Raw genomic sequence first — 20758 nt, forward strand, 5'->3', positions numbered from 1 at the left:
GACTCGGCCAGCATGTCGGCGATGCTGCTGTACATCATCACCAACGCAGTGCTGTTCTCGTTCCTGATGACCAGCGAAGGCATTCCGCAGGCGATGGCCAGCTGGCTGATCGATGCCGGTCTCGGCCCAGTGTCCTTCCTGCTGGCAGTGAACGTGATCCTGCTGCTGGCCGGCAACGTGATGGAGCCGTCGTCGATCGTGCTGATCTTCGCGCCGATCCTGTTCCCGGTGGCGACCGCGCTGGGCATCGACCCGGTGCACTTCGGCATCCTGATCGTGGTGAACATGGAAGTCGGCATGTGCCACCCGCCGGTGGGGCTGAACCTGTACGTGGCCTCCGGCATCACCAAGATGGGCATTACCGAACTGACCGTAGCGGTCTGGCCGTGGCTGCTCACCATGCTGGCCTTCCTGGTACTGGTGACCTATGTACCGGCCATCTCGCTGTGGCTGCCCCGCACGCTGGGCATGATGTAAGCCTTCATGCTGGGCCTGAAAATAGTCATTACCACCCCGTGCCTGGCACGGGGTTTTTATTTATTAATTTCCGGACTGCCAGTAAATCAAGCTCGCATGCTTAAATCTGAATTGCCCACGCTACTCTTGATGCCTGCTGCCGTTATTCAACTCTGAAGCGGAAGCCGAGAGTCATGGCCGCGCGGTCCGCTAAGGCAGAGATAGGCTTATCAATACATTGCTCCCCGACAAGTAGGCACAAACGAAAAGAGACCCAGCAGGGCCTCTTTGATTTGTTCTACCGATCACAAGCAAACAATATTATGCTAATTAAATATTTTATTGTCGCATAACCAACTTAATTCGTTTCGATCTTCAGCCGCAGCAGTTAGCCGACCAAGTTTGAAAACTCGCTAATCGCCGCGACAACGGCAGATGCGCCGCTCTTAATTTGAGAGATGGTTTCGCCTGCCTCGTTGATCTTGTCGACGTTATTCTGAGCCTGGCTACGCAGTAACTCCATATTGTTCACCGCCATAGTGGTGTGATGCTGGATGTCACCGATCATGGTCGTAATCTCGGCGGTGGATTGGGCGGTGCGCTCGGCCAGCTTGCGGACTTCGTCGGCCACCACCGCAAAACCGCGGCCGGTTTCGCCGGCACGGGCGGCTTCAATGGCTGCATTCAACGCCAGCAGGTTAGTCTGGTCGGCAATGTCCTTGATGGTCTGTACGATACTCGAGATGTTCTTGGATTTTTCGCCAAGATGCGCGATATCGTGGCTGGCCGCATCCAGGTTGGCCGCCATATTTTGCATATGCCTTACCGTTTCGCTGATATTGCTCACGCCGGTGTCTGTCCAGCTCATGGTTTGTTGCGAAGAAGTGTAGGCAAAAGTTGCGGCATCACGCTCCTTCTGTACCAGTTCGATTTTGTGCGTGATATCCGAAGCAAACTTGATCACGCTACGCACCCGCCCCTTGTCGTCCATCACGGGGTTGTAGCTTGCCTCCAGCCAGACGGTTCTGCCATCACGGCTCTTGCGCAAAATAGTGCCAGCAAAAAATTCACCGCGCCGAAGCTTCTCCCACAGTTGCTCATACTCAACGCTATTGGCGTACTCCTCGTCGCAGAAAATACGGTGATGCTTACCTTTCAGGTCATTCAGGCCATAGCCCATGACTGTCAGGAAATTCTGGTTGGCCGTCATGATGCTGCCATCTGGGGCAAACTCGATAGTAGCCATGGAGCGGTCGATAGCCTGAAGCACGGCTTTATTGCGCATCGATTCAAGCACCCGCTCCGTGATATCGCTGGCAATCTTGAAAAAACCGGAAACTTTACCGTCCTGGTCTTTGATCGGTACGTAGTTGGCTTCCAGCCAGATGGTTCCCCCGCGGGCATTTAACCGCTCGACCCGCCCCTGGAAATACTCGCCACGCTCCAGCGTTGACCAGAATTGGCGATATTCGGCACTGGCCGCGTATTGCGCGTCGCAGAAAATGGTGTGCGGCTGTCCCTTTACTTCATCCAGCTCGCGATACCCCATTGCAGCCAAAAAATTGCTATTGGCATGAACGACCTTGTGATTCAGATCGAACTCAATCGCGGCAACCGCCTTATTGACTGCAGCGGCATAGCGCTTGAATGTAGCCAAATCTTCCTGCGTCTGGGTGAGTTCAGCTTTTAGTTTCTTATTAAACATGGAGAATCTCCGGAACAGGCTGAAGTAGTTGTTCTAGCATAGCGAGACCAATCTCAAACGAAAAGAGGCCCTAGCGGGCCTCTTTGTTTAGTACTACTGGCAAAAATTGATCATGCCATCGTCGTGACAGACTTCATTACCTCGTGACAGACTTTATTCCCTTAGATCAAGTGATCGGAGATAATAAAGTCTGTCACGACAACATAATGTAAGCCGCTGATTTATAACAATAAAATCAGCCGCCGCGTCAAAATTTTAAGTCTGTCATACCATCCAGTTTTCAAGGGGTTGCGAGCGCACTTGTTGCCATAGTCTGTCACAGCCAGCAATAGCAAGGGTTTCAGTGGGCTAATGGTGACCACCATCTTCACGCCCGTTGTTACGCTAAGATACCGTCTTGGGGAGGATTTATGGTCAGCGGATCGAGTGAGCTACTGAGAGTCATAACTCGCCAGGCGATCAAAAGGATAGTTGGGATGTTGCTGTTCCATTGCACTAAAGATGCCAGTACTGCGCTGAGTACCACGCGTAACGCGTTGATCCACTCTTGGGTAGCTATTCAATGCTCACACCCTATATTTGCTAAACCCCGCTTACACTGGGTTTGAGACATGCGGAACAGCTGAAAGGTTACTAAGCTGGCGTACGCCCGATGTTGGATACTTTTCGCCAAGTTTCCTCTGCTACTTCCGGAGAGGTACGAACAATGTCGGTTTGCTCACTGCGTACAGCGATGAAGAGATCCTTCTGTTCGCTTGCAGGTGGCATGTTCTCATAGAGGCTCGCGAGCTTGGAAATTAAGTAACAAGACTCGGCATCAAACATACCATTCCTGATGTTATCTGCGACCCTTACTGCTCGGTTGAGGTCTGACTTCAGCCATAAGCCGATATCGACTCCTTGGGGTGCAAAGTGTTCGACTTCATCAGAGGAGGTTCCAGCCGGTAAATTATCGAGATCGATGACTGCATTATTTACAGTGTCTTTTAACAGTACGCAAAAATAAGCCTTTGCCATATTTTCACCAGAAATGAAGTGTGCGACGGGAAAATACCTAGTCTCAAGTAAACCAGCAAGACAAGGTACCATTGGATATGGGCGCTCAATTTATGCTTTAACAGCCTTAATTGAGGAAAAAAATGACTCTGCGGCAGTCCAAACTACGGCCAATGCGCCGAGAACAATCGCAACCCGCTGATCTGCGAGCATTCCTAGCGTGGTATCGTCAGCGGTTAATGCGATAAATCCGAGGTGAAAGCCTACTACAGCACCAGTCCATGCTAAAAGGACAACCGCAACTTGGTTGAGTGCGGGGACCTTCTTGCATGCTAAGTAGCTGTACAAAAAGAACAGTGCGCCTGCTGCTGTACCAATATATAAGCCAATCAAGTTGGGGTTGTTCACTTCTTCGACCCCTTGTTAGAACTGCCGCCCAGAAGTGCACCGATGATGCCCCCGAGAAGTGCACCACCGACACCAGGAACAATCATGTTTCCAACGACGACACCGCCGACAGTAGCTGCAAGCACTTGGGCGTTTTTGTCGCCGGTAGTTTGTGACGTTTGCTTATTGGATGTAACTTGAGGTTGGATCAAAACTCGTTTACTAGGAGTTTTTTTTACCGGGCCCGATGTTACTTTCTTGGGGGACTGTCTCTTATTCATCTTGATCCGTATTGGAACTATTTCGGTGTGTTCTTTGGGCTTAACGTTTGACGTAGGAGGCAGCCATAGCAGCAAAGCCGCGAAGGGAACCCGCAAGTTCATCTTGTCGACTGCCACTCCCAACGGATTGGTTAGGCCAAGTCACTTTCGGATGCAGAAATAATATTTTCAATACCTGCATCGGTTAAAGCCTTTGAAAGCTTCTTTAGAAGCTCGTTGGCACTAGCTTGGTCATGCGCCCAATCATGAGGAAGTACGTTCGAGGTTGAAACTACGTTCGGTGCAATTATGTGCAAGGCAACTTTTTCATTACCATTGGATAGACAATGTTCGTACCCACCAGCGATTCCCAGCGGCATCAACTCCCAGCCCGGAACTTGGGAAAGACTATTCAGAAGGATCTCTTCCTCCTTCCCATAGATCAATACTGATCTCATTTGCATTTGGTTTTTATCCATTTTTAATCCCTTTGATGGTTTGTCTAACTGCCTCGCGATACGCGTGTCTAAATCCCGCTCACCATAATTATCTCATCACCTATGATGCCAAGGCGCGAATAACCTTGCCTTCCCATTGGATCAGCTTGTAATCGAGGCCAGCGGTCGCCTCCTTGAAAACCGACTCATTCTCATCGAATGACGCTGCAACTATGGACTGCAGGCCTGATTGCCCACTGAGAAGCTGCAGCAACGCATGCTGACTGATTGATCGCATTGAATGTTGACCAGGCTCGTCCATGAGCAAAAGTCCTGGGTGATGCCCCTCGAAGCCTCTCGTCGATGACGTTTGATAAAGCGCCAGTAGGTAACTCCAGATGAGGCGCACAAAGTCGCTAGCGCTCGAGTCTGCAGTGAGACTAGTCTGAACCTTTGTGCGAATCTCGCGCAGTTCCAGCTCCTCCAAAATCGGGGTCAGACTGTCAAGGCTGATACGGATGTCCTTGATGTCGGCACTCTCATACCCAAATGAACTAGCATTGCTTCTAAAGTTCTTCTCGAATAATGAGATTCTGGACAGGTCTGCTTGGCTGTAGACGTCTCTCGGCAGGGCTCGCCGATCAGCTTGGTTGGCCGCCAGTCGATCCGCGACCTCACCGAACGTCTCCATAAGAGCAGTTGCCTGAACGTTGAAGGCTTGCAGGTTAGATAACTCCAGCTCGATCTGAATTTGTCGACGAACAATGGCACGAGACTCTACCGCGCCGTTGCTCACGTCTCCTCGGAGAGAATTGCGGTAGTCATGGGTCTTAGCTAGACGGGCGGCCACTTCCGTCAGCGCGATTTCTGACTGATGAATTTCCTCAAGAGCCCCGTTGATCTGGTTCTGCAGCATCCTGCGCTGGCTGTCGAGGTACTCAATATTTGTATTCAGGTCCATCTGAGGGCCTGAAACGATCCCAAGTAGCAGGGTGTCGTCGACTTCCTGATGACAGGTGGGGCAATGATCCACGGCTACCGTCAACTCCATCTGGGCGCCAAGGTTGCGGAGTTTCAAGGCCGTCTTGTTGCGCTCGAGATCCTCGCTAGTTTCAGCAAGAAGTACACGTAGATCTTCAAGGGCCGCCTTCTGCAACGTCAGGTTCGTCGTGGCGCGCTCGTGCAGCACACTGAGGCGCTGCAGTTCGGATGATGCTGCCTCAAGTTCCTGAATAGCCTCGGCACCTGTGGCTTTGCCATAAGCTTCCGCCTTCTCTCCAAGTAAGGAGTGCTCTGCGCGCAGCAGGCTGACCTGATCCGCGAGCGACGTCTTCAAATTCCCGTCGGATTTCACTAGCAGTACTGTTGTTGGGTCGAAGGTTGAGGTCGGTGTAGTGGAGAGGCCCTCGATAACTATCCCGTTTGCTGTCGCCGCTTGCCGAAGAGTGTCATAGGCCTTCCGCCAGTCCGAGTCGATGAGCACAGCTTCAGCATCGAGCTTCGCGCGCTTAGCTTGACGTTCAAACACACTCAGCCCAAGCAGGAACTCGGTGACCCGGATACGGACGTCGCGAATTCCGAAGAACGGAGCGTTGGCGATGTAATCGGTCCAACCGCGCTTTTGCTCAACTGCGAGCGCCGCAAATATCGTTTGGAGGTACAGCTTGGCCATACCGCCGGAGGTCGTCGGAACCTGCGGCAGTTGGTATCCAATGAATCCCTCGAGAAACTGGAAGAACCCCTCCTGTTTCTGGGCGCTGCCAGGATCAAACAGGAAAGTTGGCTTTGGCGTTCCCAACTCGACACCGGCGGTCAAGTGGGCACCATCGAACACCTCCACCAGTTTGGGCTGACGAACAGAATCTCGAATTGCCCGCCGAAGCGTGACGCTCTGGGCTCTCGAGTTTTCGAGCTCGATGAAAACCTCAGAGGTGTCGACCATGATCTTGGTCTCGCCTTGAACGAAGAATTCCTTAACGGCATAGGGCAATACCTTCTCGCCCTTACCGCCGATGAGTTCCTCCATCCCAAGGCCATACATGAGGCAGTTAAATAGCGTGCTCTTGCCGCTGGAGTTGCTGCCGCGAATGACGGTCAAGCCACGGCTGAACTCGTACTGGAAGCCGAACTCCCCTTGGGACGTCTCAATCCTCAACTTGATGCCACGCAATTTCATGCTGACTCCCATCCCTTCGCCACTTGGTCGACCATAGCCTCAGTTATGTCCTTGCCAACATGTATCAGCAATTTGCGCTCTTTCGCGAAGGCATCCTGATCCCTCAGTACCTCGGCGATAAATGCCTTGCCCTTGCCAGACAGCTGGTACCCAGTCGAAGTTGGCTTTACCAAGTTCTCTGCAACAGCGAATCGAATAGCGATTGCAAGAGCAGGATCGAAGCCCCACGCGTTCATGTTCAGAACCTTGGACTTCGCTGCCTCCACTAACTTCTGGATGCGATCTGTCCGCTTCAGCGCCCAGTTAAAGAGATGGAGCCGTGGAAGGCTAGACTTCCCTCCGCGGGATGACATTTGCAGGACCAAGAGCAATTGCGTGATTTTATAGAGTGGCCTGTGCTCAACTAGAACCGGAGACGGGCGCCTTTCGAAAAGCAACCGGCGAGGCTCGCTAACTGCTTCAGCCATAGTCGACCTCACATACAGCAATCCACCTTGAGACCATCAGGCGGGCGATTTGTGATGCGCCGGTTTCGTCAATTGACGGCGCGAGCTCTCTAGCGATTCGTTCAGCGAGGCCATCCCGAATTTTCTCAGTTAACTCCTGAGGGGTGCCCTCCCAGGTTGAGCACGTCTCAACAACGTGCGCCTCGTACCCGTTAATGAGTCGCACAAGTCTTGAATGGACAGTGGGCGCCGTGTCGTTGATCCGCCTGAAGTGCGCATCGTGGTCAAGGAACTCCCGAAGTGTAGCTTGGTACAAACGCGCCACCCGCTCTTCCAACTTTCCCATCGGCACGCGGTTCTCGAGTCGAGCCCTCGTCTTGCGCATGACATTCTGCTGGTAGGTATCTGCACTACTCCCCAACACCGGTAAAGTTGTCGGCAGACCTCCAAAATCGAGAGCCTTGCCCACTGCAAGCTGCATTTCCTGAATCTCGGCAGCGTAGTGATCAGCGTCATGAACCAGGACTTGAAAATCCGTGTCAAGGATTGACAGGTTCCACCCTCGAACCTCCGCTTCTTTCGCCTGAGCATGCTTAACTAGGTCGTTGTGGGCAATAGTTGGAGTTACCAAGTACCAGCGACGTAGCTTTGTACTGCCCAAAATCTTCTTAAGATCAGCTTCATTGGTTTGAAGCTTCTTCAGATCAGTCGTAATCTTGTCGCGCTGCTTCTCGTATAGCTCCTTGGCCGGGTAGAGCTTGTCAGGACAGTAGCATTGGAATCCACAGCCAGTGGTCTTCGTGAACCCTTCCAGGCCGTAGTCACCTGGCGTGGCTGGGATGTGCGTATATCCGTCGACTGTGAACTTCCGCTTGAAAACCAGCTGACAGAGTTGCTCCCAGCTGTTGCCGTCGAAAGGGCCGTAAGAAGTTTGAAACACGGAGATGTCCTCGCTAGCGCCTACCGGTCATCCCTAGTGGTAACGACAGCGCTCGATATGTTCAGCCGAAGCGGTATGAGCATCGCTCGGCGAACACAAATGCTAGTGATCAAACCAATGCCCAAAAAAACTTCCTTATTGCCTGCTGTACCGATGCTATGCAGCTTGGCGCCTAGTGTTTAGGCTGACAGCATTATTTAATATGGATTGTTGCTTGTAAAGGTATAGCCATCCTGCGAGAGACGTAGTCTCCAGATTTGGCAGAACACCAGGTCAGCGTATATGACATAACCTTCTGGATTGCCTGACACGGTCTGACGCATCGGCCAATGCGAGGTATAGCAGGCAATTCTCCGGCCCCGAAACCAGAAGTGCGAAGATGTTTTCCAGAGTCGACTGTGCGAATCCGTTAGATCGGTTCTGCCCTTCAAAACGATTAGCTGCAGCATGGCATGTAGCCACCTGTACAACGTAAACACTTGCCACATGCCGTCATTGGAGGCCTGTAGGCATGTCACCGATGGGCACTACAGTTGCCGACTCAAGCTTTGACGCACAGCAGACCAAGCGCCATTCATTGCCCCGATCAACGGAGCAAAATACAACCGGGGTGCCTCGCTTGCCGCCTTCCAGAATTCATGAAAAAACATACGCATGATTGCTCCTTTAAGTATGGAATCATCGTCTACCACACTCTTTAACCGGCCTGTGTGGCCCACCGCATTACTTTGCCAATGTTGGGAACAGACTTGGATCACCTCTTTTCAAACTATATCCTGCTGCCCACCACGCCCACTTCAAATGGTCATCACTATTGAAGAACCTACTTTGTGACTCCTTTCAGTCTTCATGGCCATAGTATTTCCGTCCGCCTTCCTGTAGGGCTTCAAGAGTCAGCGGCGGCGACTTTTTACGCTTTTCCCCAGACGGTTTTCGCCCGCTCCCTTTGGCCCCTTTCACTGTCCCGCCTGCAGCAACGTAAGAACGTTTTTCTGCTGGAGTAAGAGCAGCAGCAGTTGCTTGATCAGTAATCCTCTCGACATACCGCCCTTTCTGCTCCTCCAACCTGATCTGCGTTTCTTCTACATCCATTTCAAATGGAAAAATAAGGTCTTTGCGTTTACTGGGGCGTCCCAACTGGATACTGATCAGTTCTTCGACATCAACACGGTGCTCGCAGTATTCGCCAGAACAATAGGCCCATTCGATATCGTGCATAGTGGCCGTGTACCGGCTCTGCTGGCGGGCATGCCGGTAGGCAATCCGGAAAAGGTCCAGCAGCTTTCTTCGTAACCCGAAGGTATAGCAATGAAGAGGTTCGGCGTCATTTCTCGGGTCAAAAGCCAGCGCGCCACCTGAAACCACTAAGCATTCCTCCAGATACGCCTTCCACGCCCGAAAATCTTCAGGAGCAGCAAGCATCTCTGGCAACAAAGGAATATGCCGCGAGAGCAAACGATCTCTATCTTGCTGCCCCCTCTGTTTCAAGCGATGCACCATGTCATAGTTGGACGCAAAAACCAGAGGCGGCCCAAGGAACGTCATCCCCATTAATGTCGCAGTCGCTGCAGTATTAGCCGCCGTACTTTGAGTAAGAAACTGAAGCTCATCAAGAATTACTGCGGCGATGCCATCACGAGTTGCCAATCGCTGCGCCAAAGAGAGTGCACTCGTGACTGAACTCACTTTTTTGGGCTGCGGCAGTGCTACTTGGTCAACGCCTACGATGCCCCCTTCTTCCAGGGTGAATACCTCACAGCTATCAATAAATGCCTTTAAGATTTGAGCATCACGACAACCGCGATTGACTTTGTAATAATATAAAGTCCGAATTGGAAGCATGTGACCGCCGCCAGCATCAATCTGGCCAGCCTCGACAAACAAATGGCTTATGGCTCTCAGCAGAGCACTTTTCCCAACTCCAGCAGGGCCGGTAAGGCAAATCGCTGGCAATGGCTCGACTATAGGATTATAAAGTCGGCGCTTGAATGCCTTCTCATCCGAATATACTCGATTGGAAAATACACTCGCTTCGGCGAGAATTCTCCTGATTGCTCTTAGATTTCTCGGTGTAAGAAGAAAAATTTCATTGAGCGTACTCCACAATAGATTTTCAGCCTCATATGTAGGATACGCACCTAAGTTTCGCAGCGGTGACGGAGTGAATCGAGTACGGGCCTCGATCACTTCGTCACTTAGCTCCATAAACCTTGTTGCCCATGGAGTCATTGCCATACAAACCTACCTAGGCATCATGGTTTTTTTACTTATGCCTGCTGCAGCCTTACGACCGTGTGAACGGTTCTTTTTACCCACTCTCCAACGGCCAGCAGTTGGTTCTTTGCCGGTAGCGATTACACATGCCTTTCTGTAATTCATCGTCACTGCCACATTAAAATCTGCCTGAATGGACTTCACCTGCTTAAGCGCAGATTTTTCGGATTTTAAATCTTCCAAACTAACATACAATTGACGATCATCATCACGAATCGGCAAAAGCGCCTGAACTTCGACTAACCGGTTATCAACCTCTATCCAGGCGAATCTCACGCAAAGATTCATGGCATAGCCACTGACCTTTAGCGTCTGACCTTTTGGTATTCGGTCCCGGAAACCTAGTTCACACAACTCGGCAGAGTCAAATCGACGATGTTCCAGCTTGATAAAGTCTCGGGTAACCGTGAATTTGACTGGCGTAAGAAATGCCCGAATGGCCTCTTCTACACTAATCTCATTACCACTGGTTCTGGCTCGCCGATCTAAATAGGCCCATATTGCTGTTGGATTAGGTGCGACCCCAGACCGTATCATATCTGGCGTCATACGCTCGCTCGCATCGCTACTCCAGTTATCCTTGATGGTACGGAGTATCTCTCGCTTTGCAACTTCAACAGGATTGAGAGCACTTTGATAGGTAATAGGAGCACCTTCCCTGTGCATAGTTCTGGGATGTGATGACTCAACGGTAGCTTTACTTTTCGGTTGAAATGACCCGACCATCTCAATAAATGGAATCTGGTCTTCCCTTACTACCAAGTCGTCACTTGCTCCTGGCCCCCGGTCGAAAATCGGCTGAGCAGGCAAACCTCGGCAAGGCCATTCCTCATCGCTAATCTCCACGCCAAATAGCCGACCAAAGTATGACTTTGGTACCGCCGCACAAAAAAGCCCCATTTTATACGCGGATAGAACTTCTGCTCCCGGCGCAAAACCGACGCCAACTCGACAGTTAGTTGCTTGATCCGTAAACGTTACTCGGCAAAAACGGTCGCCAAACGGTTGTCCATCGAAGTCCACCAGCTGCTCATCCAGATAATCGCCATCCGCCTCTACCTTTTCGAAAATGTTGGTGACACCCTCGCTAAAACGCCCTACATCCGGCGTCATTTTATTACGTACGAGAGCTGCCCCATATCGGGTCTCTCGCAACATATCCGGCCTAAATAATTTTCTAACCCAATAGCGGAACTGATTAATAGTCGGATATGGTTTACCATCCGGCGAAACAATACGCAAACTTGTCCCTTTACCTTGTACCGTACACCCAAACTCAGTTTCCAAAGTCCGGCTATAAACGTCTCTTTCCGTCTTGCCAAGGCCGGCGTGCCTGGTATAGCCATCCCCAATTTTCTTTGCTACGACTTTATCAATTTTACACTTGCCGCGACGAACCGCCCGAGCAGGGCGCCCTGATGAATAATTTTTGCCAAGTCGTGGGGTTCGATCATAATTTCCTATTCGGCAATAGCTTGGATAAAGAGCAGCAAGATTCCTACCAAATACCAAATAACATGAAAACCAGAAGCGGACCCGGGTAGCATGCTGAGCGGGAGCATTATTTCGCACCCAGTCAGCAATATATTTAACCGGATCAGGAGATGCAAAGACTTCCTTTTCCCTTGCAACCAACGGTTGAATAATGCATCTTCTCTCTTCAGCTCGCTCAAGATTAGAGCGCTTCGCCCCAGTTCTTTCAATCTCGAACGTGTGTATATTCAAGCCATTAATGCGATCAAGCCAGGCTGGCATTTCATCTCGCGACGTCAATATCTGACCATTAAGCAACCCTTGCTCAAAGTCCTCCCGTTGAAAAAAATGATAATCTGCTCGTCGCGTATCTTTCGCAGTAACAAACTCAACACAGATAACCCTGTCTTCCAGTGAAGAATTATCGAGCAGGTACAGTGTTTGCTCATTGGAAATCGAGCCTAATCCTTCTGGAAATTCAAGTCGAGTACCAACGTTCATTTTCCGCTCCTTGAAAAATATTGTGCATATTTGACATGCCACTCCTCTTTCGCAGATTGCAAAGGAGTATCAAACATGACCGAGCGGAATAAATTAATCTGCAACTGGCGATGCCAAACAGCCTGATAAAAAACGATCAGGCAGTCTTGCCGCGAGCAGTCAAATCGGAGCATGAGCTTTTCAAGTAGATCGAGGGGTGAGTAGTTAGTATCAATGATCTTGCAGTAGCAGCTAATCATCGCGTTCTGAGAGGCCAAATTTAGCTTGGTTGGTCGAGACAGCCATGCCGCACACATTCTGAGATTGGCCACGAGCACCTCATCGAAGGTGACGCCAGTGACCCGGTGTGTCGGGATTCCCGCCTGGGCATAGCACTCCGATTCGATACGTAATCGCGCCTCCGCCTTTTGTTGGCTTGCCAAGCTTTTCCTTCGAACGGGTCTCCGATTCTGCCTTTCGAGGAAGCCAGAATTATTCAGCTTGATCGTCCAGTTCACCGCATACAAGCCATCTTCATCGCGAAGAATGAGCAACAAGTCCCCAGTAAGCGGCACCGGTATGCGGGAGCACCGATCGTCACTTAAAAATGAGGGATGGAATGCAAGCAAGCCGCACTGTTCGGCAATTGCTAACGTACCAGGAAGCCCCTCAATGCGACGACCACGCATTTCGGGATAAAGTGCGAGTGGATTGATATCGGGCAACGGCGGTAGGCAGCGTTGTTCCAAAATATCCCTGTTTCGAGGGTGTGCTGCTGCCACAAAAGCGGCTGCAGTTTCCGGTGCACTCAAGGTATGGATCACGCGGCCATACCGTGGGAAGTAGAGACGAGCACAACGCCCAAGAGACGGCGCCTCGCCTTTGACCGCTTGAATGGCCGGTTGATACTCTGCACCGATGCGCGGCACACCTTGGCGCGTTTTGTAGCGGTCGACAAAGATCTTCAAACGATTACTTGCCATGATTTTCCCTTTCACAGGCAAAACTGATCCCGACCACCGCTCAGGCTGAGCCGGTGGATTCCGGTAATTGCTGCAAAAAGGGGAAAGCGAGCCGACAACGGGCCTTGACAACGAGCACGTTGTGGTTAAGGATGAATGTAGATTCCTACACAAAGTAATCTACTAGCACATCCCAAAGGACCGTTTGCTCCTGCCAGAGCCGCGGTCCTTGTGCTTTTCCCCTACTCGACTACTCCCCAGTCATTGGGACCTCCTTTTCTTCAGTCGATTCCTGCGTTATCCGTTTGATCAGACCATCGCTCACACTGGGATCCTTCAGGCCTAGAGCCACTGCAATCCTGTGAGCTTCCCCTCTTGCTCCCCTTACACGTCCCCGCAAAACGCTGTAGACCAGATCAGTCTTGAAGCCATTCTGCTTAGCCCAGTCCGCGATGGTCAGACCGCTTGCAAGGAAGGCCGAGCGGACCTCTTCTGCGGTGTAGATTTTCATTACTGCGTTTTCCCTCCATTTCGCTCCAAATCGGCCTCATAGAGCCGTTTTCTCTCCAAAATTTCCTACTTCACTATGGTCTACACTGCAGTCATTAGCAAGAATGATTTAAAAATACTTTCAGATTAAAAAGCATATGCTTACACGTAGGCATACGCCGGGTGTATCGAAAACCATGCTTAACAACGTATCTGACCTCGAAACCCCACAGCGCCGGCTTCCTGGCTGGTTGCCTGATGAGAGCCTTTTCAGCTGGGCTAGCCGGTTTCACTGGCTATCGGGGAATGTACAAAGTGTAAGAACGAACCGAATACTGTTTGGCCATGCTCGATCAGGGAGCGCTCATGACCTGCCGGGTGGTCTTGACCATTTTGTCGAGCGCTCAGGCGGAGAGCTGGGGGATGTCGAGACGATCCTGCAATGGCACACCATCGCTCCTGTACTGCTAGCTTTTCAGCCACCAGAAAAAATTGAGCGCGCCATCAACCAGATGCGTACCTCAAGTCCCGGTATGCTGAAATTTCTGCTCGGTCTCGTCACTGCACAATTCCGGGCAAACTTTCCACTCAAGGCATGCCCTGAATGCATGGCACACGATTACGAAGAACATCAGGTTGCTTATTGGCATCGTGCCCATCAACTCCCAGGCGTCTGGCTCTGCCCCGTGCATGGATCTGTACTGCTAGAGGCACAGCGCAAAGCTAATGGAGTGGGGCGCTTTGAGTGGGTTCTCCCTGCATCAGCAGAGTTAGGCCCCCCAAAGAGCGAAGACGGACATTCGATCATGTTTACTGCGAGCGCAGCCTTGGCTCGCCTGGCAAGAAGTGCGGTATCTCTCGCGGAAAATCCACTGCGCCAGCCTCTAGCAGCTGAGGCCGTAGTACATAGTCATACAACGTCGTTAATAGAGGCAGGATACGTAACCCGGACAGGAAAACCCCGTATCAGCTTGGCGGTATCTAGCTATCTGGAGCACTGCGCCAAACTACGCGAGATTCCTGAGTTCGTTTCACTACCAGCTACCCCACTTGAAGCAGAGAGCCACCTTCGCCGGCTACTTTCCATTCCACGGTTCGTGCGGCACCCTTTGCATCAGATGGTCATGATCAGCTGGCTCTATCCCTCTCACGAAGCCTTTCTCCAGTCGTGCGCTTCTGCGCAAATGTCACCACCAGCTCAGCCAGTATTAAAAGGGCATAAAGAGTTGAAGAGCTCCACCGTGTCAGCCGCTGTACTGGACAGTTACGCCAGAGGTGAAATTTCGGCACGCAAGGCATCCACCTTGTTTGGCATTGACATCAAAACCTTCATGGCATGTGCAGCAAGCCATGGCATGACCAGCACTCGTCGCCCCAAAAAGCTGAAAGCCGATCTCTATCAACAGTTAGTGCTTGATCTCGAGTCTGGGATGGACAAGAGCATTGCAGCAGAAAGAGCAGGAATTTCCCCCCACACGGTCACAACCGTTTTGCGAACAGTCCCAGGCTTACAATCGCTCTGGCACTCAAAGAGACAAGAGGCTGCAAAAACTCAAGCGAGACAAAGCTGGCTTAACGCCCGCCAAGAAGCTCCGGAGCTCAACAACAAAGCACTTCGCCTTTTACAGCCAGCTGTCTTTGCCTGGTTGTACCGCAACGATCGCGAGTGGCTCCAGACCCATGCGGGCCCAAGGCAACCGGGAATCCCAAAGGTCAGGGTCCGGTGGGACCAGCGTGACATCGAACTTGCGCATCTCGTGGAACAAGCTGCACTGGAAATTGCTCAGGCCTTTCCGCACAAACGCACCACACTGCAGGACCTTTATAAAAAGCTGCCACTTTTGCGTATGCGGCTTGGCGCCCTTGCGAGGCTGCCCCTCACCTTGCAAGTGATCGAACGAGTCACGAAGAAACTACCCCAAACCTCGCCCCCTCTCTTTCCAGAGAAGTAGCCCAAACCTAGATCTTGCCTTAATGCATTTATGTGAATTTTATGCATAATGAAGGCATGACTTCTGACACCCCAAAGCAACTAGCTCTCGCCCTTGCCCCTCAGTTCAAGTCAGCTGGATTGACTCAAGATGAAATAGCCTATGCGATTGGAGCAAGCCAATCACAGGTTAGCCGGGTGTTATCTGGTCATATCAAACACCGTACCAAGCTGTTTGAGAAATTATGCATTTATGCAAAAAATCAATTGCCGCACATCGAAAAGCCCGATGTGCGGGCAAACAGTGAGCTGATGTCGGCTTTAGCTGAGGTATGGGATGGCACCGAAGACCATGCGCAGGCATTGGCACAGGTAATACGTAGCCTGGCGCAACTCCACCCTGTACCAACCAAGTTGCCATAGCAAGGAGGGTTACTCATGGTCATGGTTGTCGAGCCACTGCCTGATGAGCTTGGGAAGGCCCATGCCGGCCGGATTGCCTACCTCAATGCGCTTCCTGGATTAGGAAAACTTCTACACCGCACCTTGGGTCCTGCGAAGGAGCATCTGAAGCGAAATGAATTCCGGCAACAGTTTCACTACCTCGCCACACGATTAGCCATAGAGCCAGAACGGTATTTGGCACAGCACTCCATGCTCCCCTTTCTTTATGCCTACTCGGGCCGAAAGAATACTGGACAGATGTATATGCCCCTTATCCGGAAATGGCTTAAACAAGCCGATAGTCCCATTCTTCAATACGTTCGCTCCTGCCCCCACTGCATTCAAGAGCAGGAAGCGAACATGGGCCTAAGCTGGTGGATACGGAAGCACCAGCTTCCTGGCGTCGACGTTTGCCTGGAACACAAGGTGCCACTCATCCAAGTAGAGAATCAGGACGCACTCTTACGCACCCCCGGCTTTTTCCTAGCTAACTCACTTTTCTCGACTAAGTCGGCCCCTGCTTGGGATCATCCGACAGTATCCCGCTACCACGAATTTGCATCCTGGCTCCTGTCTCAACCATCGCGGCTTCACCCAGAGAAACTCGAGCGTTGTATCAAGACCCAATGTGGTGGACTAGACATCGCGATGGACATCAAGAAGCACGTTCAACACTCCTCGCTTAGCCTATACGTCAGATCTGCATTCCCCGTTGACTGGCTGACAACGCACTATCCCGTTCTTATTGGTGAAAACTATCAAGGACGTGAAGTGGGGATCGATGCAGCCTTCAGGGGACAGGGAGCAACGGGACAAGTGATTGCAATGATTTTGGCTTCGTTATTTGAAAGCCCAACCCACTTGCTTTCAAAAATCGAAGAGAGCCCGGTGCATCTCCCCCGTTTAAGCTCCCGGCGCCTCCCATCGATTGCACGTGCCCAGCTCCGATCACAGGAAGCATTCGTCCAGGTCTATATTCAGGCCAATGGTCAGGCAAATCGCATTGCTGCTCTGCTCAACTGCCAAAACGAAGTCATCTATCGAAGGCTTACACAGTACGGGCTACCGGCAATGAGACGCTCGAAATCGCAGCATAGGGCACAAATCTTAAAACGGTTAAAAGACGCGACTCCGGTCGAGCTTCAGGAATGGGGGAAGGCTATGCAGGCGCATTGGCAACAATATGGCAAAGGGAATTTCCAGCTGAATCTCTCCATTTATGCCTCACTGCTTGGAGTCATTTAACAGCGAGTTGGGCTACCGGCTACGCTGAACAAGAGTAGTTTGTTCGCTTGCCTTTGTTACCCTGCCAGCGTTGCTGAGACGTACCTGACCACGAAGTCACTGCAGGCTCGGGAGATAGTGAATACCGGTACGCTGGACAAGCTCAGCGTAGCTTAACCGTTCCGGCTTGCGGACATTAGCATTGGCCGTCCAGTACACCCATGACTTACCGGCCTCTGGATCAAAAACCAGCTTGTACAACGCATCCGGCACGCGGACATTGCCTGCGTAATGCGGCGGTGTTTGCGGGTCGTAGTACGGTCCGGTAATCACAAACACATCACCGCTGGCCCGTTTCACGTACTTGCGGGTTGCTGCCTCCACCGCGCGCGCCCACACGCCACGGTTATTCTCAGGCGCCTGCGGCACCATATTGGCCAGACTAAAGCTCTGGGCCATGGCTTCAGGGGTGGTGCGCTGAGCGGCAGCCGCCATGTGCCCCCGGTCATAACCACTACCGCGGTAGTCATCCAATCGCCCCCGTTCGGCGCTCGGGAGCCGCGCTTCTTCATAAAAGTGATCGGTCCGTTTTTCATCTGATGCATCGTTCAGGCTGGCCGCAGACAGTTTCTCCGCCGCGAAGACCGGACTGCGGGTGCTACGACTGTGCAGGACAGCAAAGTCTGCATAGCATAGCTCCCGAACACCTTCACCCTGGACCGCACTCGGAATCTGTGGCGGTTGCTGCTGGTAAAACAACCCACGGCAATCACGGAACTGGGTCGCTACCATGCCATCTGCAGCCGGCGTTGTTTGCGCAATGGTGGTGGCTGGGCTCTGGTGTTGACTGACGGCGTAGGCGAGTGCAAAAACCAGCGGGAGGACAGCAAACAGCTTTTTCATGAAGAACCAGACAGAAGCAATTCAAAACGGAACGGCATTGTACGAGAAAGGCAACCGGCCAAACCAAAGGGATTGGCCTGTCTGCATATGTCCAGTACCACTGGCAGCCAGACAAGCAGAACTGACATCATCGGGAGAGTTATCCTGCCGTGATTAGTTCATCCCAGTGTGTCGTCCAGCGCGAAGAGCGTTGTTCCTGTCGCATTGCCCAGCCCCGCTGTAGACCCTCGCTGGCTAACCGGATCGTTCCCCTGCCGTACTCGGCATTGACCCGATCCATTACTGCCATCACTTTGGCACGTCGCGAATCTGGTAACGGTGCAAACAAGTCGCGCTGCTCCAGACCCTGCGGCCCGATCTCCGTGAGGATGACCCCTGCCTTCTTGTAACTGTACCCGTCGCGATAGATGGCACGTAGCCCGGCTAGGGCTGCGCGGGAAATGACGGTACTGTCTGCCGAGGGATGAATCAGCGGGACAACGACCCAGCCGGTGTACTGTGTATCCCGCTCCCGAAACGGGTTGGTGCGGATGCTCACACCCACCATGCGGGCTTCACTGTGTTGTTGCCGTAACTTCTCTGCGGCGCGGCAAGCGTGGTGGCTGATGGCACTAGCCAGTGTATCGACGTCCCCGACCAATTCCGCAAAGCTGCGGCTGGCAATAATCTGCTGCTTGTTGGGCGCCACGTCTTCCAGCGCCAGGCAGCTGATACCGTTGAGCTCTGCGACGGTACGCTCCACCACCACGTTGAAGCGCCGCTTGATGTCGCGGGGATCGGCCCGCTGTAGATCCAGGGCGGTATGGATCCCCATTGTCCCCAGCTTTTCTGCGATACGTCGCCCTATTCCCCAGACATCACCGACCTCGATACGGGCCATGAGTTTGTCTTGCCACTCAGGGGTTAGCCAGTCCCAACTGAACACGCCTTCAGCCTTGGGAAACTTCTTGCCGACATGGTTGGCAAGCTTGGCGAGGGTTTTGGTGGCGCCAATGCCAACACAGGTCGGAATACCCACCCGTTGCAGCACATCGGCCCGCAGTCGTGTCGCGTAGTCTTTAAGGTTCGGGATGCCATCCAGCGTGATGAAGGATTCATCGACGCTATAGACCTCCTGCTCGATACCCCACTCACCAATCACCTGCATCATGCGCCGGGACATATCGCCATACAGTGCATAGTTGCTGGAGAACACCGCGACACCATGGCGCTTGCACAGCTCCCGAATCTCGAAGTACGGCACAAAGCCCTTGATGCCCAGGGCTTTGGCTTCCGCTGAACGAGCAACGACGCAGCCATCGTTATTGCTGAGGACGACAATCGGACGACAAATCAGGTCAGGTCGGAAGGCACGCTCGCAGCTGGCGTAGAAGCTGTTGCCGTCCACCAGGGCAAATAACGGCATTAGCGACTCGCTTGCTTGAACTGCTTCACACAGCCGGTCACCACACCCCACACCTGCAGCTCCTGGCCATCGTGCAATTCGATGGCGTTATAGGCCTTATTCTCGGGAATCAGGGCGATACGGGTGCCGCGCTTGTGAAGCCGCTTCACGGTAAAGTCTCCGTCCACAATCGCCAGCACGATGTCGCCATGTGCCGGCGTAAGGCCACGATCCACCACCAGGATGTCGCCGCTGGCAATGCCGGCGCCAAGCATGGAGTCTCCAGTCACCCGTACCATGAAGGTCGCAGGCGGATCAGCAATCAACAGTGCATTCAGGTCCAGCACCGACTCAAGATAGTCATCGGCCGGCGATGGAAACCCTGCCGGGACGCGCGAAGTAAACACGGGAATCGCCAGCTTGGGCGGACTGGCATCGGGACAGAAAAAGGCGGTAATCATGCTGGGCTCCTGCAGTTACATTTGATTATGTACGAATTCAAATGCAACACCAAGAATCCTGTGACAACTTATACTGGCCGCATGTGCATCAACTTCACTCCACCCACGCGGCAACAACTCGAAGATCACTTCAAGGTGTCAGCGGCTGAATTCGAGTGGAAAGCGGAGACGTGGCAGGACTATCTGGCCCCCGCCATCATCGATACGGGTGACGGCCCGTTTGCCTTCATGGCGAGCTATGGTTTTGTGCCGAAAGGTCACCTGCCAGCAGGCAAACGCCTGACCACGATGAACGCCAGGGCGGAAACCATCGGCCAACTGCCAACCTACAAGCGAGCGTGGCAGCAGTCACAGCTGTGCCTGATTCCGATGCAGGCGTTCTATGAACCGTGCTACGAAACGGGGAAGGCCGTGCGGACACGTATTGGGCTTGTGTCAGGCGAACCATTTGCAGTTGCCGGGATGTGGCGGGGTTGGCAGGAACATGATGGCTCCACGAGTTACAGCTTCACCCAGATCACCATCAATGCGGATCAGCACCCGCTGATGCAGCGGATGCACAAGCCGGATGACGAGAAGCGTAGCCTGGTCATCATCCCACCCGACCAGTACGACGCCTGGTTGAACTGCAAGAACCCAGAACAGGCCCGAAGTTGGATGGTGAATTACCCGGCGGAATTAATGACGGCATCCCCGGCTCCGCTTCCGCCAAGAAGTCGCACTTAACTACGGCTTCTCGGCCAAAGCTGTCTTCCTCCCCATCAGCTCTGAGTGTCTGTTCAGGGCAACATACCGGGCATTTTCCTTGCACCGTAGCCGAAGGGCGGCTTTCTGACTTGGGGAACGCTCACTTTCGCCCCATTGCAGTCAATGGCCGGGACGATTGGCGCGCGCGAATGATTTACATGCCGATCGACTATGCTGAGTGTGT

The 20758-nt window shown here is 52.5% G+C and carries 20 protein-coding genes; 5 read left to right on the forward strand and 15 right to left on the reverse strand.

The annotated features are described in order from the left end of the window. The coding region (locus HU218_RS16475; RefSeq protein ID WP_174876033.1) for a TRAP transporter large permease subunit at positions 1-477 on the forward strand (477 nt) is incomplete at its 5' end. Positions 478-844: 367 nt separating this feature from the next. Here HU218_RS16475 and HU218_RS17105 read toward each other — a convergent pair. From HU218_RS17105 to HU218_RS16535, 12 genes are all read right to left on the reverse strand, one after another. Beyond that, complete coding sequence (locus HU218_RS17105; protein WP_174876034.1) at positions 845-2161, reverse strand: methyl-accepting chemotaxis protein; 1317 nt, start codon at positions 2159-2161, stop codon at positions 845-847. A gap of 633 nt (positions 2162-2794) precedes the next feature. Then, positions 2795-3178 carry a hypothetical protein gene (locus tag HU218_RS16485; protein ID WP_174876035.1) on the reverse strand — a complete coding sequence of 128 codons (384 nt, stop codon included), beginning with the start codon at positions 3176-3178 and terminating at the stop codon, positions 2795-2797. A 90-nt stretch (positions 3179-3268) separates the two neighbouring features. Continuing rightward, a complete protein-coding gene (locus HU218_RS16490) occupies positions 3269-3565 on the reverse strand; it encodes a hypothetical protein (protein ID WP_174876036.1) in 297 nt (98 codons plus the stop codon). Beyond that, positions 3562-3825, reverse strand: coding sequence for a hypothetical protein (locus tag HU218_RS16495; RefSeq protein ID WP_174876037.1), 264 nt, complete (start codon positions 3823-3825; stop codon positions 3562-3564). Before HU218_RS16495 ends, HU218_RS16490 begins: the two co-directional genes overlap by 4 nt. Positions 3826-3956: 131 nt before the next feature. Further along, positions 3957-4283, reverse strand: a complete 327-nt coding sequence (locus HU218_RS16500; protein ID WP_174876038.1) for a hypothetical protein — start codon at positions 4281-4283, stop codon at positions 3957-3959. A 79-nt stretch (positions 4284-4362) separates the two neighbouring features. Next, on the reverse strand, positions 4363-6417 hold the full coding sequence (locus tag HU218_RS16505; RefSeq protein ID WP_174876039.1) for an ATP-binding protein: 2055 nt from the start codon (positions 6415-6417) through the stop codon (positions 4363-4365). Next, complete coding sequence (locus HU218_RS16825) at positions 6414-6653, reverse strand: hypothetical protein (protein ID WP_217450861.1); 240 nt, start codon at positions 6651-6653, stop codon at positions 6414-6416. The genes HU218_RS16505 and HU218_RS16825 overlap by 4 nt, the downstream gene beginning before the upstream one ends. A gap of 223 nt (positions 6654-6876) precedes the next feature. Then, positions 6877-7803 (reverse strand): hypothetical protein, encoded by a 927-nt coding sequence (locus HU218_RS16515; protein ID WP_174876041.1) that lies wholly within the window; start codon positions 7801-7803, stop codon positions 6877-6879. Between the two features lie 840 nt (positions 7804-8643). After that, on the reverse strand, positions 8644-10038 hold the full coding sequence (locus tag HU218_RS16520; RefSeq protein ID WP_174876042.1) for an ATP-binding protein: 1395 nt from the start codon (positions 10036-10038) through the stop codon (positions 8644-8646). Positions 10039-10044: 6 nt separating this feature from the next. Next, entirely contained in the window at positions 10045-12051 is a 2007-nt protein-coding gene (locus HU218_RS16525) for a hypothetical protein (RefSeq protein WP_174876043.1), read from the reverse strand. Continuing rightward, positions 12048-13013 (reverse strand): PDDEXK family nuclease, encoded by a 966-nt coding sequence (locus HU218_RS16530; RefSeq protein WP_174876044.1) that lies wholly within the window; start codon positions 13011-13013, stop codon positions 12048-12050. Before HU218_RS16530 ends, HU218_RS16525 begins: the two co-directional genes overlap by 4 nt. A 229-nt stretch (positions 13014-13242) precedes the next feature. Beyond that, a complete protein-coding gene (locus tag HU218_RS16535; protein ID WP_174876045.1) occupies positions 13243-13503 on the reverse strand; it encodes a DNA-binding protein in 261 nt (86 codons plus the stop codon). A gap of 175 nt (positions 13504-13678) precedes the next feature. Between HU218_RS16535 and HU218_RS16540 the strand changes: the two genes are divergently transcribed. From HU218_RS16540 to HU218_RS16550, 3 genes are read left to right on the forward strand one after another with little or no spacing between them, the layout of a single operon-like run. Beyond that, positions 13679-15433 carry a TnsD family Tn7-like transposition protein gene (locus HU218_RS16540; RefSeq protein WP_174876046.1) on the forward strand — a complete coding sequence of 585 codons (1755 nt, stop codon included), beginning with the start codon at positions 13679-13681 and terminating at the stop codon, positions 15431-15433. Between the two features lie 41 nt (positions 15434-15474). Continuing rightward, positions 15475-15834 (forward strand): helix-turn-helix domain-containing protein, encoded by a 360-nt coding sequence (locus tag HU218_RS16545; protein ID WP_217450862.1) that lies wholly within the window; start codon positions 15475-15477, stop codon positions 15832-15834. Between the two features lie 15 nt (positions 15835-15849). Continuing rightward, a complete protein-coding gene (locus tag HU218_RS16550) occupies positions 15850-17100 on the forward strand; it encodes a TniQ family protein (protein WP_174876047.1) in 1251 nt (416 codons plus the stop codon). Positions 17101-17196: 96 nt separating this feature from the next. On the opposite strand, the gene HU218_RS16555 is transcribed toward HU218_RS16550, so the two are convergent. The 3 genes from HU218_RS16555 to HU218_RS16565 all read right to left on the reverse strand — a co-directional run bounded on the left by HU218_RS16555 (position 17197) and on the right by HU218_RS16565 (position 19827). Continuing rightward, complete coding sequence (locus tag HU218_RS16555; protein ID WP_174876048.1) at positions 17197-17982, reverse strand: DNA/RNA non-specific endonuclease; 786 nt, start codon at positions 17980-17982, stop codon at positions 17197-17199. Between the two features lie 139 nt (positions 17983-18121). Further along, the gene (locus HU218_RS16560) at positions 18122-19387 is read right to left on the reverse strand and encodes a Y-family DNA polymerase (RefSeq protein ID WP_174876049.1); all 1266 of its coding nucleotides are present in this window, start codon (positions 19385-19387) and stop codon (positions 18122-18124) included. Next, positions 19387-19827, reverse strand: a complete 441-nt coding sequence (locus tag HU218_RS16565; protein ID WP_174876050.1) for a LexA family protein — start codon at positions 19825-19827, stop codon at positions 19387-19389. The genes HU218_RS16560 and HU218_RS16565 overlap by 1 nt, the downstream gene beginning before the upstream one ends. Positions 19828-19854: 27 nt before the next feature. On the opposite strand from HU218_RS16565, the gene HU218_RS16570 reads away from it, so the two are divergent. Further along, positions 19855-20553: an SOS response-associated peptidase gene (locus HU218_RS16570; protein WP_246211374.1), complete on the forward strand. Its 699-nt coding sequence runs from the start codon at positions 19855-19857 to the stop codon at positions 20551-20553. The last annotated feature ends 205 nt before the right edge of the window (positions 20554-20758 follow it).

The organism is Vogesella oryzae (assembly GCF_902829295.1).
GTDB lineage: Bacteria > Pseudomonadota > Gammaproteobacteria > Burkholderiales > Chromobacteriaceae > Vogesella > Vogesella oryzae.

Bases quoted from the DNA above. Each gene is read 5' to 3' on its own strand.
- HU218_RS17105 (WP_174876034.1), bottom strand. From the start codon at position 2,161: ATGTTTAATAAGAAACTAAAAGCTGAACTCACCCAGACGCAGGAAGAT.
- HU218_RS16485 (WP_174876035.1), bottom strand. From the start codon at position 3,178: ATGGCAAAGGCTTATTTTTGCGTACTGTTAAAAGACACTGTAAATAAT.
- HU218_RS16495 (WP_174876037.1), bottom strand. From the start codon at position 3,825: ATGAATAAGAGACAGTCCCCCAAGAAAGTAACATCGGGCCCGGTAAAA.
- HU218_RS16500 (WP_174876038.1), bottom strand. From the start codon at position 4,283: ATGGATAAAAACCAAATGCAAATGAGATCAGTATTGATCTATGGGAAG.
- HU218_RS16505 (WP_174876039.1), bottom strand. From the start codon at position 6,417: ATGAAATTGCGTGGCATCAAGTTGAGGATTGAGACGTCCCAAGGGGAG.
- HU218_RS16825 (WP_217450861.1), bottom strand. From the start codon at position 6,653: ATGAACGCGTGGGGCTTCGATCCTGCTCTTGCAATCGCTATTCGATTC.
- HU218_RS16520 (WP_174876042.1), bottom strand. From the start codon at position 10,038: ATGGCAATGACTCCATGGGCAACAAGGTTTATGGAGCTAAGTGACGAA.
- HU218_RS16525 (WP_174876043.1), bottom strand. From the start codon at position 12,051: ATGAACGTTGGTACTCGACTTGAATTTCCAGAAGGATTAGGCTCGATT.
- HU218_RS16530 (WP_174876044.1), bottom strand. From the start codon at position 13,013: ATGGCAAGTAATCGTTTGAAGATCTTTGTCGACCGCTACAAAACGCGC.
- HU218_RS16535 (WP_174876045.1), bottom strand. From the start codon at position 13,503: ATGAAAATCTACACCGCAGAAGAGGTCCGCTCGGCCTTCCTTGCAAGC.
- HU218_RS16540 (WP_174876046.1), top strand. From the start codon at position 13,679: ATGCTTAACAACGTATCTGACCTCGAAACCCCACAGCGCCGGCTTCCT.
- HU218_RS16545 (WP_217450862.1), top strand. From the start codon at position 15,475: ATGCATAATGAAGGCATGACTTCTGACACCCCAAAGCAACTAGCTCTC.
- HU218_RS16550 (WP_174876047.1), top strand. From the start codon at position 15,850: ATGGTCATGGTTGTCGAGCCACTGCCTGATGAGCTTGGGAAGGCCCAT.
- HU218_RS16555 (WP_174876048.1), bottom strand. From the start codon at position 17,982: ATGAAAAAGCTGTTTGCTGTCCTCCCGCTGGTTTTTGCACTCGCCTAC.
- HU218_RS16560 (WP_174876049.1), bottom strand. From the start codon at position 19,387: ATGCCGTTATTTGCCCTGGTGGACGGCAACAGCTTCTACGCCAGCTGC.
- HU218_RS16565 (WP_174876050.1), bottom strand. From the start codon at position 19,827: ATGATTACCGCCTTTTTCTGTCCCGATGCCAGTCCGCCCAAGCTGGCG.
- HU218_RS16570 (WP_246211374.1), top strand. From the start codon at position 19,855: ATGTACGAATTCAAATGCAACACCAAGAATCCTGTGACAACTTATACT.